The sequence below is a fragment of the Paenibacillus sp. W4I10 genome, assembly GCF_030816325.1.
In the GTDB taxonomy this organism is placed as follows: Bacteria; Bacillota; Bacilli; order Paenibacillales; family Paenibacillaceae; genus Paenibacillus; species Paenibacillus amylolyticus_B.
Genome location: NZ_JAUSXX010000001.1, coordinates 4953084 through 4966605, shown reverse-complemented (window position 1 = coordinate 4966605; position 13522 = coordinate 4953084). Strand labels below are relative to the sequence as shown.

12 protein-coding genes are annotated in these 13522 nt (G+C 45.7%); 8 read left to right on the top strand and 4 right to left on the bottom strand.

Annotated elements, in window-relative coordinates; all coding sequences use genetic code 11:
* Positions 1-19: 19 nt before the first annotated feature.
* The 4 genes from pdxA to QF049_RS22345 form a co-directional block, all read right to left on the bottom strand.
* Positions 20-1021: a 4-hydroxythreonine-4-phosphate dehydrogenase PdxA gene (gene pdxA / locus QF049_RS22360; protein WP_307540696.1), complete on the bottom strand. Its 1002-nt coding sequence runs from the start codon at positions 1019-1021 to the stop codon at positions 20-22.
* Positions 1018-2313, bottom strand: a complete 1296-nt coding sequence (locus tag QF049_RS22355; RefSeq protein WP_307540694.1) for a four-carbon acid sugar kinase family protein — start codon at positions 2311-2313, stop codon at positions 1018-1020. The genes pdxA and QF049_RS22355 overlap by 4 nt, the downstream gene beginning before the upstream one ends.
* Positions 2314-2401: 88 nt before the next feature.
* Positions 2402-3388 (bottom strand): 2-keto-3-deoxygluconate permease, encoded by a 987-nt coding sequence (locus tag QF049_RS22350; RefSeq protein ID WP_307540692.1) that lies wholly within the window; start codon positions 3386-3388, stop codon positions 2402-2404.
* A gap of 169 nt (positions 3389-3557) precedes the next feature.
* The gene (locus tag QF049_RS22345; protein ID WP_307540690.1) at positions 3558-5240 is read right to left on the bottom strand and encodes a sigma-54-dependent transcriptional regulator; all 1683 of its coding nucleotides are present in this window, start codon (positions 5238-5240) and stop codon (positions 3558-3560) included.
* Between the two features lie 550 nt (positions 5241-5790).
* Here QF049_RS22345 and QF049_RS22340 point away from each other — a divergent pair.
* From QF049_RS22340 to QF049_RS22305, 8 genes are all read left to right on the top strand, one after another.
* The gene (locus QF049_RS22340; RefSeq protein WP_307540688.1) at positions 5791-6744 is read left to right on the top strand and encodes an alpha/beta fold hydrolase; all 954 of its coding nucleotides are present in this window, start codon (positions 5791-5793) and stop codon (positions 6742-6744) included.
* A gap of 203 nt (positions 6745-6947) precedes the next feature.
* Positions 6948-7640, top strand: a complete 693-nt coding sequence (locus tag QF049_RS22335) for a PspA/IM30 family protein (RefSeq protein WP_307540686.1) — start codon at positions 6948-6950, stop codon at positions 7638-7640.
* Positions 7641-7687: 47 nt separating this feature from the next.
* Positions 7688-8719 (top strand): TFIIB-type zinc ribbon-containing protein, encoded by a 1032-nt coding sequence (locus QF049_RS22330; protein WP_036616300.1) that lies wholly within the window; start codon positions 7688-7690, stop codon positions 8717-8719.
* Positions 8716-9516: a TPM domain-containing protein gene (locus QF049_RS22325; protein WP_307540683.1), complete on the top strand. Its 801-nt coding sequence runs from the start codon at positions 8716-8718 to the stop codon at positions 9514-9516. Before QF049_RS22330 ends, QF049_RS22325 begins: the two co-directional genes overlap by 4 nt.
* A gap of 46 nt (positions 9517-9562) precedes the next feature.
* On the top strand, positions 9563-10609 hold the full coding sequence (locus QF049_RS22320; RefSeq protein WP_307540681.1) for an SPFH domain-containing protein: 1047 nt from the start codon (positions 9563-9565) through the stop codon (positions 10607-10609).
* 240 nt (positions 10610-10849) lie between these two features.
* On the top strand, positions 10850-11080 hold the full coding sequence (locus QF049_RS22315; protein WP_307540680.1) for a DUF896 domain-containing protein: 231 nt from the start codon (positions 10850-10852) through the stop codon (positions 11078-11080).
* A 145-nt stretch (positions 11081-11225) separates the two neighbouring features.
* Positions 11226-12182, top strand: coding sequence for a ring-cleaving dioxygenase (locus QF049_RS22310; RefSeq protein WP_307540678.1), 957 nt, complete (start codon positions 11226-11228; stop codon positions 12180-12182).
* 108 nt (positions 12183-12290) lie between these two features.
* Positions 12291-13379, top strand: a complete 1089-nt coding sequence (locus tag QF049_RS22305; protein ID WP_307540675.1) for a low temperature requirement protein A — start codon at positions 12291-12293, stop codon at positions 13377-13379.
* The last annotated feature ends 143 nt before the right edge of the window (positions 13380-13522 follow it).

Below are 13522 nucleotides of genomic sequence, written 5' to 3'. Positions count from 1 at the left end.
TACCAGATGAATCTTGGTGTTATCCCTGATCCTTCGGTGCCAGCTCAATGGCGGAGCGGATGGCTGCCAGCATGCTTTTGTCATCGGCGATGTTCTTGCCAGCGATATCGAAGGCTGTACCATGATCGACAGACGTACGAATGATGCCGCCCTTCAGACCAACGGTGATGTTCACGCCTTCCTCGATGCCCATTACCTTAATTGGTGCATGGCCTTGGTCGTGGTAGCAAGCTACAACGATATCGAAGTCGCCGCGGCCAGCGCGGAAGAAGAGTGTGTCCGCCGGGAGTGGACCAACAACGTTAATGCCTTCCTGCTGCGCACGCTCAATGCCGGGCTGCAGTTTTTCTTCTTCTTCCCCGTTGCCGAACAGTCCGTTCTCTCCGGCATGAGGATTGATTCCGCATACGGCTACGCGCGGATTCTCAAAGCCTGCTTTTTTCAGCGTATCATGGGCAAGCTTCACAACGGTGTAGGTTCTTTCCGGGTTGATACTCGCGATGGCATCAATCAGACCCATGTGTGTCGTCAGGTGAATGACTCTCAGATTAGGCGTCGTCAGCATCATCGAGAAGTCCTGTGTATCCGTCAGGTCCGCCAGAATTTCGGTGTGTCCTGGATACAGGTGCCCCCCTTGATGCAAAGCTTCTTTGTTCAAAGGTGCTGTGCAGATGGAGTGAATCTGGTGTTTTTTGGCGAGATCAATGGCTTTGGCGAGAAACTGGAATGCTGCATCCCCAGCCACGGCAGATACTTTGCCGTATTCCAAGTCCGCAGGGACAAGGTTCAAATCAATCACATCTACAGTACCGAATTCATACTTGGCTTCGGAAGGCTCTTGAATCGCGTTAACGGTCAGACTTGAGCCGATGACCGGCAGCACGCGCTCCAGAATCTTCGCATCACCGATAACGAGTGGATTGCACTGATCGTACATCTCTTGATGACCCAGTGCTTTCATAATAATCTCCGGTCCAATGCCTGCTGCGTCGCCCATCGTAATTCCAATTGTAGGTTTCATACAAGAATACCCCCTTTTAATTTTTGAATCGCATGGATAAAGACATCAGGTTTGCCGAATCCGCCTGCTTTGGTAATCACATGCAGATTATCAATGCCTATAAACTTGGAGATCGGCACGCCGATTTCAAGCTCATCCAGCAGCTCGAAGCCGCTAATATTCCATTTCAGACAGATTTGTTTTGCCGTATCGCCACCGGTCATGGAGACACCCTTGAACAGTCCCTCCTCCAGCAGTCTGGCGCAGATCTCACCCATCGCGAGTACAATTTCATTGCTAACTTCGGTGTGATTAAGCCCCCGAACTTCGCCCGTGGCACGAGCCAGTTCGATATCAATCTGTTCAGCGGTGGAGTAGAGGACAACATCTTGTCCTTCCAGCGCTTTGTCTCGGACCTCGTTATAGACACGTTCCATCTCTTCCGCTCGGTCTGCGGTTGCGGATACCGCTTTGAAGGAATGGAAGGAGACAGAAGCTACACGGGATTTGCGCAGCAAGCGACTCAATTGCTCGCGCGAGTTTTTGTTCACGCTGCCGACTACCGTCAGGATTGGACCCGGATTCTCGGGTATGGTTAGCTCGGTAGACTTGGATTCAAGAGCAAAGTGAGCAGGGAGGTAGTTGGCAATACCAGCTGAGCCTGCCCAGGCAAAGGTATAATCCAACTCACGAGTCATCTGCAGTACCAGCTCCAGATGGCTTTCCTCGGTGGAGTCCACCAGCACGTAAGGAATATTGTTTTCCTTCAACTGCTCCAGCTTGGCACAAAGATGATGCTGCCCGGCTTCCAGATCGGCGACGGTGATCTCGCCAACTTCGTACTTGGTTTGTAGTTTCAATAAGTCCGGAAGGTAGGAAATCGTTACAGGTGTCTTCGGATCATGGGCAATTTCAGTATCTGCCAGCGGAACGCCGTTCAGGTAATGAATGCCGTCCAGAATAGTCCGGTTATTTTTCGGATATCCTGGAGCAATCATCATAAAATCAGGCTTAACTACATCATATACAGCATCAATCTCGATGCCGATATTGCCGCGCATGGTGGAGTCCATCTTTTTGAAAATGGTCTCAAATCCATTATTCGTTAGCAATTCAGCAGCCCGATATACACGATCATACGCATCCTGCGGGGATATGGAACGACTATCTGTATCAAAGACGACAGCATCGTATTGTGTAAGAGGTTCTTCATTCATATTAAAAAGAACACTGGTCTTCAAGCCATGGCGGGCAAGCTGCACCCCGCTGTCATTGGCACCGGTCAAATCATCTGCAATAATGGCTAATTTCATGCAGTCATCCCTCCTTGTAAGCACAATTTTATAAAAGTCCGTTCGGATTAGATTGTCAATTAAATTCATCAGATCAGATCAAAACCATTTATGTGGTTGGTCGTTCATTATATTTGGCGACTCCGCCTGATTTCTCCAGTCGTTTGGAGAGAAACCCGATGAAGATGGGTAAGAGGATGGCCGTCGTTACAACGCTCGCCGCAATCTGTACCGTAGCAATCTCGGCAATCGGGCCAAATGAAGCATTAGCAGCCACGATGGCAGCAGGTGTACCTACCGCATTCCCGGCAGTTGAACCTTCGGAAGCACCAACGATAGGGTTCCAGCCAATGGCTTTGAACAACAGGAATCCAATTCCGCCGGTAAGGAGCACGGTTAGAACACCAAGCAGAATTCCGCCAAGTCCACCTTGGATGATCGAAGAGAAGTTGATCCCCATACCCAGTGAGAAGGCGAAGAATGGAACAAGTTTGTCACTGCCTTTGTGCAGCCACTCCGCCAGATTGCGGTCCAGATTACCAATAATGACACCAACGATGAGCGGAAGCAATACTGCGACAAAGGACATTGGGGAGAACATGCCGTTTGCAAAGCCCATTGCACCAAAGATCGAGAGCGCTACCATGGTTAGGAACGGTCCATCACTGAGCGCGAGGAACGGGTAAGCTGCCTTGTCATCTTCTTTACCGTATTGACCAGCGAGTGCGATGTAAAGACCACCGTTAGAGTTGGTCATCGCAGCGATAATGGCAAGTGGGGCGAGTCCCAGGAATAAGCCGCTTGAATCCGCAAACAAAATAGCGATAAAACCAAGGGCTGCACCAATCCCCCATTTGAACGTGAGCAAGGTCAAACCTTTACCGACAGAGGAGCCTGCCGTTTTGAACGTTATCTGTGTACCGGCAATTAACAGGAACAGCGCAATCAACGTACTGGAACTGTTAACGAAGAGAGCTTCCGTGAATCCGCCAATGCGCAGAGCATTCGGGAAAAATGTATTAATAGTTGCACCAAGCAACAGGGGGACAACCATCATACCGCCAGGGATGCGATCTAAAGTTGCTTTAATGTTCATAGTAGTTAGCTCCTTATGAAGTAATCGTTTTTATGAAGCGCTTGCAGGGATTATATTATCCCATATCGTTTAATATAGCAACACTAAATTATTGTAAATTTAAAATACATGCTAAACTGTTTAAATATGCAACACATAAAGGCGATAAAAAAGACGTAAACTTAAAGAGTTAATCTTTAAGTTTACGCCATAATGTGGCCCGGTTAATCCCGAGACGCTCTGCGGCCTTTGATTGATTGTTATTTTCCTCCTGAAGCACGATCTGAATCACTTCCTTCTCGATCTCCTTCAGCGTACCGTTCAACTTCATTGGGCTTAAAGAAGGTTGCTGATCCAGCAAGCGGGTTAAGGTAGCGGTGGTGATTACATACTCCTGTTCATTGAGTGCAGCCTGTTTGATCAGATGTTTCAGCTGATTGACATTCATATGTGTGATCTGTTCTTGGATCAGCTGCAGTGCCTCTTCTTTTATTCTCACCGCAGTAGTTCCGTACTTCTGGTAGTAACCTGTAAGAAAATGCTGCATCAGTGGAGCCAGATCTTCTGGTCTATCCGCAAGATTTGGCATCATGATCGTATTAAGCTCCAGATCGAGTGACCAATATGGGTTCAATGCCTGCTCCCCGAGTATAAACACCCCAATCTGGCTTTGAAGACAGCTCTGGATAAAGGAGAGCAACTCCGGATCTTCCATACGTGTCTCCATGTGGTTAATCTCTACATTTCGAACCTTGGCGAGTGGTATCTTGTGCAAATGGCCGAGCGGAACTTGCGAGAGATCGATCTGTAATAACAGTCCGCCGGCAGAGTACATCTGATGAATATGTTTGACCAGAAAAGATTTACCGGAATCCGCTTCACCCAGCAGATAGATCGGTTCATGATTTTCGTAAAGTGCTCGAATGTTCCTTAATACCATCTGCATGGCAGGGGATTCGGCAACGATAGGCTCCATCGATGCATCCGTAAACGTTGTTATGCCGAATTGTGCAAAGGCATAGGGTTGTCCTTTTTCCAGCATGTATACCTTGTAGTTTTTGTTGTCCAGGGTCGTTTCATAGGCGTTAACCGTGAGCTGGTAATCGTCCACCATGAACACATTTTGAATCTGAGATTGATGGAATTCCAGACTCGTGTTGGTCAGATACATGTGATTATCGGTCAGCGGATTTTTCTCAAAATCGGTCATGTTCTCGAATACGACTTCATTCCGTTCATTTAAAATAAGTAGATTGGGATGTTCCCGTGTAACCAGGTCATTCAGGATAATCGATATCGCATGATTTTTGCTCAAATAAAGGTAGACCAACTGCGCATCTTCCATCGCTCTAAGGATGGATTCCTGACCGGATTGGATTAACAATCCCTCCAGACCATAAGTCTTCGCGGTGTTGACGGTAATCACATCTCCGACAATCTGCCGATACCCGGAAGCTTTCAACTCCAAAAGCAACCGTGCCACATCTTCCGAGCTATGTATGGTATAGACCTTGAGGGGCAGATCCATCAGATCAATAATGGATTGTGCACCAGAGGTGATGTTGGAGAAACCAACAATGGCTGTTTGGCCATTAAACTGGCTTGCCAGGGTAAGTGAACGAATCATATCATAACCCGATAACTGCACATCAATGACGGGAATGGTCACTGCTTTTTTAATCAATTGGGCGGTTCCGCCGCGGCTGATGATAATCTCTGCCCCGTTTTTCTCAGCTTGGGTTGCTAGCTCCACGCCTTTTGCCAAGTCGCCCACGTCTGTCTGAATGGTTAACTGGGGAAAGCGGGGAATACACTCTTGTATAATAGAAATCATCGATTCGTAGGGAGCAATAAAGTGAACTCGTGTACGCATAATTTTCCTGCCTTTATCGAAAACTTTGATCCCCTTATTATAGCCAACTTGCGAAGGAATGGCACCTATGGGGGGATCAACACTTCTACATCTGAAAAACGGCTGTGGATACACGCCTTAACTCTCCGAGAGGAATGTGATGAAGTACACTGAATGGAACCGTTATCTATTTGAAAATTAATACATAATTGCACACGTTAAGTATAGAGAAATGAGGAGATTTCATATGGGAGACATTCATAAAGTAGCTGAGCCGGATCACATTATTAAAGATGTTGTCGGAAAGTTTTCTTGCAGGGTGCTGTGGAGTGAGGGCCGTCCATGTCTGTAGTATCAAAGGGAGGAGAATGTGGCGTTAATAACTGAATACGTCCATAAAACGTATAACGTTGAATTATTGGATGTGTTTTTCACAGCGGTGGAGAGCCTTCCGGTTGAGCCATAGATTAGGTAGGGATTTGTGGATTGCGAGAAAAGGATTAAAACCCATACACCTTCCAAAGTACATGGTAAAATAAATAGAAGTGTACATCATGTTGGAGGGGAACCAATGAGAATTGTGTTGAAGAGATTGGGGTATGGTGCCTTGGCACTATTGGGTGTCATGCTATTGTTCATTGTAATTAGTTTCACGAATCATACGATTAAACTCAAGAGTGAGTTGACTATTCTGTCGCCGCCAGGTGCAATGGTTAACGTGAATAATCACCAAATGCATGTCTATACAGAAGGTTCTGGGGCACAGACGCTGGTCTTTCTGTCAGGTGGGGGTATATCCGCTCCTGTATTGGATTTCAAGGCGCTCTACTCCAGATTATCGGAACAATACAAAATTGCTGTGGTGGAGAAGGCAGGGTATGGCTTCAGTGAAACGGCCAAGGTGTCCCGTGATATCGATGCGATATTGGAAGAAACTAGAACAGCTCTTACTTTAGCTGGCCAAAGTCCACCGTATGTGTTGTTTCCACATTCCATGTCAGGCGTTGAAGCACTATATTGGGCACAACGGTATCCTAACGAAGTGAAGGCGATCATCGGATTAGACCCTGCCATTCCGGAAGTTTATGAAGCATATCCTTTGCCTTCGAAAGGCATGATGAGTCTGACAGGTTTGGGAGCACGCATAGGGATTACACGCTTTTTCCCCGGGATTGTGGATTCATCGGCTGCGATTAAGGAGAATCGATTGTCTCCTCATGAAGAGGAACTTTATCGGGCGTTGTTCTATAAGAACACGCAAACATCAAATATGAATGATGAAGTCAAAATGATTAAACAGAATGCAGCAAAAGTTGCCACACAGGGGATTCCGGATGTGCCGATGTATTTTTTCATATCTAATGGTGAAGAGTTGCCGATTGAGAATTGGCAAACGTACCTAATACGTTATATCGAGTCTGTGAAGATTGGGCAATATCAGGTTTTAAATAACGGCCATTACATACATAATACCGATCCAGATCGGATCGCAGATGAAAGTATGCAATTCATTAACGAACTGTGATTGAGGAAGAATGATACTGATAAGTACGAGAAATTTTTTGGATTATAAGGCGACACTATAGGTGTTCGTCTTTTCTTTTATTACTCATCATTACCCGACTTTGAATCGTAGTAACTCCACTTGCCATCGTGAAATGTGAAACGTATGTGGGCGTATTCATGTATTATAGTATACATATGAACTTTTCGGAGGAGGAACAAGTAATGGGAATCTTATCGAGGTTTAGAGACGTGATGAAGGCAAATGTGAACCACATGCTGTCTCGGGCGGAAGACCCGGAGGAGAGCGTGAATGAGTATATACGCAACCTGAGCAGTGATCTGGGTCAGGTAAAAGCGGAGACAACGGCGGTGTTGTCGGATGAGAGCCGGGCGAAGCGAGCATTGGATGAGTGCAGCGCCGAGGTTAAGAAATTACAGCGGTATGCTGAGAAATCAGCGGAGTCGGGAGACGAAGACAAGGCACGTAATTTTCTGGAGAAGAAAGTGAAGTTGGCTGACAAATTGAACGAATTACAAGCCGCCTATGAACGTGCTTCCGCCAAAGCCAAGATGATGAAGCATATGAACGATAAATTGGTTGCAGATCTGGGGCAATTGGAGGCACGGCATGCAGAACTAAAAGGTCGCATGGCAGATGCGAAGGCGCAACAACAGGCCAACGAACGGAATGCATCTGCGGGCAGAGCTGATGCTGCATTTAAGGCCATGGAAGACAAGGCGAATCAGGCGCTGAACGAAGCAGAGGCTTTGGCAGAACTTCGAGCTGGGGCACAGGAAGATGATTTGGACGAATTAATTGCCCAGTTGGAGAGGGACATGAACGCAGATGCGGGTAATAATGAGAATGCGTCGCAAGTGCAGAGGAAGAACTCGCAGCAATTCAGGAGAAGTTGAAGAATAAGTAACACGTTATATCATTTCGTTAACATTGAGGTGAGCAGATGCCGGTTATTGAATATAAATGTCCAAACTGCGGCAGTGGTATGATCTTTGACAGTGTGTCAGGTGCATTATCCTGCCCCAGCTGCGGCCGCCAGGACAACATAGAGCAGATTCCCGATCCCTTGAAAAGACAAGTATTCACCGAAAATGAGGTCAAGGAATACCACTGTAACAGCTGCGGAGCTGACATTGTGACAGAACCTGAGACCAGTGCGACGACCTGCAGTTTCTGCGGTGCAGCGGTTGTACTCAGTGATCGGCTGACGGGCAATCTGGCCCCTGCGATGGTGATTCCCTTTTCGATCAATAAGGATCAAGCCAAACAGGCTTTCAAAAAGTGGTGCAAAAACGGCCTCTTGACTCCAAGTGGCTTCATGTCCGCTGATCGGATTCAGAGCATTACCGGCATGTACGTCCCGTTCTGGTTGTACGAGTTACATAACAAAATCGAAGTGCATGGTCGTGGCACCAAGGTCAGATCCTACACCCAGGGCGACTACCATTACACGGAAACACAGCATTTCGATATATACCGCCGAATTCGGCTGAATTACGTGAACCTGCCCATCGATGCATCGGAGAAAATGAAGGATGAACTGATGGATAAGCTGGAGCCTTTCCCATATAACCAGCTGAAATTGTTCAAGACCCCGTATCTGGCGGGGTACATTGCGGAAAAATACAGTTATACAGACGAGGAACTTTTTCCACGGGCCAAGGATAAAACGAGATCGTACATTGATTCTTATATTGCCTCAACCGTATCCGGATATACCAGCGTGAGCTATACAGACAAACAGATTGATACTACGCTCAAAAATGCAGACTATGTGCTGCTCCCGGTTTGGATGGTCAACTATGACTATAATCGTGCACAATACACATTTGCCATGAATGGTCAGACAGGGAAAGTGGTCGGTAAACCGCCGATCAGCAAAGCCAAAGTGGCTGGATGGTTCGCAGGGGTATCTGCGGTTTCGTTGCTGTCACTGAAGCTGGTTTCCTGGATGATGGGAGGTGGATTCTTATGAGAAAAAGAACCTCTCTGGCCGTGATGGCTACGCTCATTTTACTTATGATAACGCTTGTTGCTCCGTTGATTCCCATGTCATCGGCATCCGCAGCGGAGAACAAAAATCTCATCTACGATGAGGCCAACCTGCTGAGTGAGCAGGATAAGGTTGAGCTGAATGCACTTGCGAATCAGTATGGCGCGGAACGGCAGACGGACTTTGTTATTTTGACAACAAATAATATAGAGAATCAGGATGTTGTGCTTTTAACAGAAGATTTTTATGATAAGCAGGGGCTAGGGTACGATAAGAAATTTGGCAATGCTGTCATATTGACGATGGATATGAATAATCGCGAAGTGTATCTGGCTGGATTTTATAAGGCAAAAGAATATCTGAGCGATCAGCGGCTGCATTCTATCCGTAACCGGGTTACCTCTGAATTGTCCAGTGGGGATTATAAACTTGCATTTGAGAAATATATTGAGCTTTCTTACGAATATATGGGGTATGAACCTGGTGTGAATCCGAACAATATTTTGTTTAACGGCTGGTTTCAGTTAGGAGTCTCGGTCGTTCTTGGGGGGATTGTTGTTGGTATTATGACCTATCGTTCCGGGGGGCGTGTCACGGTCAATCGTGCGACTTATGAGGATTCAAGTAATTCCAGTGTAATTGATCGGCAGGATCGTTATATCCGTACGACCGTAACCAAGCGCAAAATTGAGAAGAACAATAACAATGGAGGCGGAGGCGGCGGTGGAGGTACATCGCGAGGTGGTCATTCACACAGTGGGAGTAGAGGGTCGTTTTAATAAAGGAATAACCGGAGTACGTTAAATAGAAGGGATGGAAACGAATATGGGATTTTTCAAAAATCAATTTTCGAATGTGGTGGAATGGGAAGAGTTCAGAGATGACATGATATTTTGGAAGTGGAGCAACCGGGAGATCAAGAAGGGGAGTAAACTTATCATCCGTTCCGGTCAGGACGCCATTTTCCTGAATAACGGTAAAGTGGAAGGGATTTTCGAGGACGAAGGATCATTTAATATCGATTCCGAGATCATTCCATTCCTTTCTACATTAAAAGGATTCAAATTTGGATTCAACAGCGGCATGCGGGTCGAAGTCTTGTTTGTAAACACAAAAGAGTTCACCGTGCGCTGGGGCACACAAAGTCCGGTGTTGATTCCAACACCACAACTCCCGGGCGGGATGCCGATTCGGGCCAACGGCACATTTAATTTTAAAGTAAGTGACTATGTGACCCTGATCGATAAGATTGCAGGCATCAAACAAAGTTATCTGGTGGAGGATGTCAAAATCCGAATCACTTCTGTGCTGGATCAGCTTCTAATGAAGTGGATTAGCCGCGAAGGGAAGGATATGTTCAACCTGCAAGCCAATGCATCGGATATTGCCAAAGGAATTCAGGAAGATCTGGATATGCAGATGATGGACATCGGCATTGGGATTACCGGTTTCCAAGTGATGAGTTTCAACTATCCAAAAGAGATTCAGGATATGATTACAAAGACCGCTTCGCATGAGATGATTGGTAATCTGCAAAAGTATCAACAGGTCAGCATGACAGACGGCATCTCATCTGGTAAAGTACAGGGCGGCGGCGCAGCTTCGGATATGGCGGGCATGATGATGGGTATGAACATGGCCAATGAAATGATGAAAAACATGAACCAGAACCAAGGCCAAAACCAGAACAACAACAATGCCAATTCGTCTCAGAATCAGAATGCCGACCAGAAGCCAGCGGGCAATAGCAACGGTGATTCAACTTCATCTTCATCAACAGAAGGCAACAAGAAGCCAAACTTCTGCCCGAACTGTGGAGCCAAAAATGAAGGAGCCAACTTCTGTCCGAACTGTGGTCAAAAGCTAGGCTAATAAAATAAATACATGAGGGCTAGTCCACTGGTTTAGATATCACGGGGCTAGCCCTTTTTGTTTGGATTCTTATTCAAAGCAACATGACGTAAGGTGGAGAGCAGGTCCATTTATTTTAATTTTGATAAAAGAGTTGACAACCGATCACAAATAATTTATCTTTAACTTAAGATATTTAATTTAAATATAAATAACAACCAAAACAAATATCTTTAATCCATTACACAAGGAGAGATCAAGATGATTATCCCAACATTGACCAGAATTAATGAACTTGCAAGAAAAGCCAAAGAGGGCGGATTGACGGAGATGGAGAAAGAGGAACGGGTTAATCTTCGCCAGGAATATCTGCAAACTTTTCGCGGTTCGGTCAACGACATTCTCTTGAATGCAACCATCTATGATCCGAACGGCGATGACGTGACTCCTGATAAATTAAAACAAGAACAGGCCAATCAAAATAACAACTAGAATACAATTCGCTAGCTCATATATCTTAATTTAAAGATAATGCAAACTTACTATAAACCAATAAACTAACTCATTTAACCAACTCAAATATCTATAACACCTACTCAATTCAAAACATGCTTACCAAACCAAGGAGGAATTAATCATGACTATTCAAACAGCAGGTATTCACCATATTACAGCTTTCGCAGGAGACCCACAGGCCAACGTTGATTTTTATGCCGGAGTTCTGGGACTGCGTCTCGTGAAAAAAACAATCAATTTCGATGCACCTGATGTATATCATCTGTATTTTGGAGACGAACACGGAAGCCCAGGTACCATCATTACCTTCTTCCCATCCGCTGGATCACCACGGGGGAAAATTGGCGGAGGTCAGGTCGGCATCACTTCCTATGTCATTCCTCCTGGGTCGATTGGCTTCTGGCAGAATCGGCTGGAACAGTATAACATTGAGGTAACCAAAACAAGTCGCTTTAATGAACACCTGCTTCAATTCGAAGATGGCGAAGGCCTGCGGCTTGAGCTTGTTGAACGGGAAGAGGGAGCAACCAGCACTTGGTCACACGAAGGCATTCCAACAGATAAAGCAATCAAAGGCTTTGGTGGTGCTGTCCTGTTCAGTGTTAACCCACAAAGAACGATGGATGCGCTTGAGAAAATTTTGGGATTTGTCAAAGTGGGTGAAAATGAAGAGTATGCCCGTTTCCGGTCGAGTGGAGACATCGGTAATGTTGTAGATGTTCCAGTGACCCGTATGGCTCTGGGTATGGGCGGCGCAGGAACCGTGCACCATATTGCATGGCGCGCCAAAGACGATGAAGAGCATGCACAGTGGAGTGAAGCTGTACGTGATTACGGGTACCAACCGACTCCAGTTCGGGATCGTCAGTACTTTAATGCAATTTACTTCAGAGAAGCTGGCGGCATTCTGTTTGAGATTGCTACCGATCCTCCGGGCTTTGCCAAAGATGAACCTGCTGATTCGCTTGGACAAAAATTGATGCTGCCAGAGTGGTTTGAGAAATACCGCCCTCAAATTGAGGACAATCTGCAACCAATCGTGGTAAGAACACCCGAACCTGCTACAACTGCGAAATAATAAGAGTCCTATTACTATATAGGTTGAACTAGGGGATAACAGCGATTGGAAGGTTATTCCCTCATGCTGACGTTACAATATGAGAAAAACCTAAAGGAGCAACGAAGGATGATGGAGAAAAAGGTTACCTGGCTGGAGCTGTTTTACGATCTGCTCTTTGTAGCAGCGGTCTCCAAAGCGGGTCATGTCTTGTTACATGCCGAACATGGAGTAATTACGTTTGAATATTTAATGAAGTTTGTGCTTATTTTTATCCCTGTTTGGTGGGCATGGGTCGGTCAGACCTTGTTTATTAACCGCTATGGTCAAGATATTCTGATCCATCGAATATTCCTCATCCTTCAGCTTCTGTCCGTTATGGTCATGACGGCGAGCCTCTCTACCCATTTTGACCAATACTACCTGTCCTTCTTCATCGGATATATCGGCTCACGGGCATTTACGGCGATTCAGTATCTGACGGCTCACAAGTCAAAAGGCGAGCATCAGCAGCAAGCGGCTCGTTACTTGGGTATCTGTTTCCTTATTGGCATATTGATCTCATCAGGTTCATTGTTCTTCGATTCCTGGTTACGCTACGTGATTTTGTATGCGGGGATTGCTGTGGACATCATACTTCCGTTGATTGGACGCAAAAATCTGGTGAAAGTACCGGTTCAGACCCATCACTTGTTGGAACGTTTTGCGCTCTTTACACTTATCCTGCTGGGTGAATCGGTGGTAAGCATTATCGCTGTGTTGCAAGCCGATCATTGGGATATGAAATCCATTCTGTTTGCCGCCTTTACATCCATATTTGTCATTGCGATATGGTGGCAATACTTCGACAACGTGGAGAAAAAAGTCAGCAAAGAGATTCAGACTGCCGGGCAAGCGATCATATACGGTCATCTTTTCATCTACATCTCCATGAGTATGATTGCTGCTTCAATTCAGCTGTTATATCAGAATCAGTTAAACTATGTGTTCATGCTAGGGTTTGTATTTGGATCGGCGCTACTGTATTTCTTGTCGACCTCACTTGTGTTCCATCGTTACAGACACGCACATCTACGACTCCGGCCACGTCATCTGGCAGTCATGGTGGGGTTACTGGTGGCATTTGTCCTTGTTGATCTGGTCTACCGGGTTCCGGGTTATGTCATCATGGGCGAAGACATGTTATTCTTCCTGGTGTATGCGAAACTTACGACTTAATATAAGTAATATAAAATGAAGAAAAGTCACGGACAATAGGTGTCCGTGGCTTTTTATTATGCCACTAATCCTGGACAAGTTTTAATAATATAAATAAAGCACAAATCTAATTTAATTTCTTCTATAGAATCTGTTAATATGAG

What these genes read in the sequence shown, in the direction of transcription:
- QF049_RS22350 (WP_307540692.1), bottom strand. Translation starts at nt 3,388, where the DNA reads ATGAACATTAAAGCAACTTTAGATCGCATCCCTGGCGGTATGATGGTT.
- QF049_RS22345 (WP_307540690.1), bottom strand. Translation starts at nt 5,240, where the DNA reads ATGCGTACACGAGTTCACTTTATTGCTCCCTACGAATCGATGATTTCT.
- QF049_RS22320 (WP_307540681.1), top strand. Translation starts at nt 9,563, where the DNA reads ATGGGATTTTTCAAAAATCAATTTTCGAATGTGGTGGAATGGGAAGAG.
- pdxA (WP_307540696.1), bottom strand. Translation starts at nt 1,021, where the DNA reads ATGAAACCTACAATTGGAATTACGATGGGCGACGCAGCAGGCATTGGA.
- QF049_RS22315 (WP_307540680.1), top strand. Translation starts at nt 10,850, where the DNA reads ATGATTATCCCAACATTGACCAGAATTAATGAACTTGCAAGAAAAGCC.
- QF049_RS22305 (WP_307540675.1), top strand. Translation starts at nt 12,291, where the DNA reads ATGATGGAGAAAAAGGTTACCTGGCTGGAGCTGTTTTACGATCTGCTC.
- QF049_RS22340 (WP_307540688.1), top strand. Translation starts at nt 5,791, where the DNA reads ATGAGAATTGTGTTGAAGAGATTGGGGTATGGTGCCTTGGCACTATTG.
- QF049_RS22310 (WP_307540678.1), top strand. Translation starts at nt 11,226, where the DNA reads ATGACTATTCAAACAGCAGGTATTCACCATATTACAGCTTTCGCAGGA.
- QF049_RS22335 (WP_307540686.1), top strand. Translation starts at nt 6,948, where the DNA reads ATGGGAATCTTATCGAGGTTTAGAGACGTGATGAAGGCAAATGTGAAC.
- QF049_RS22355 (WP_307540694.1), bottom strand. Translation starts at nt 2,313, where the DNA reads ATGAAATTAGCCATTATTGCAGATGATTTGACCGGTGCCAATGACAGC.
- QF049_RS22330 (WP_036616300.1), top strand. Translation starts at nt 7,688, where the DNA reads ATGCCGGTTATTGAATATAAATGTCCAAACTGCGGCAGTGGTATGATC.
- QF049_RS22325 (WP_307540683.1), top strand. Translation starts at nt 8,716, where the DNA reads ATGAGAAAAAGAACCTCTCTGGCCGTGATGGCTACGCTCATTTTACTT.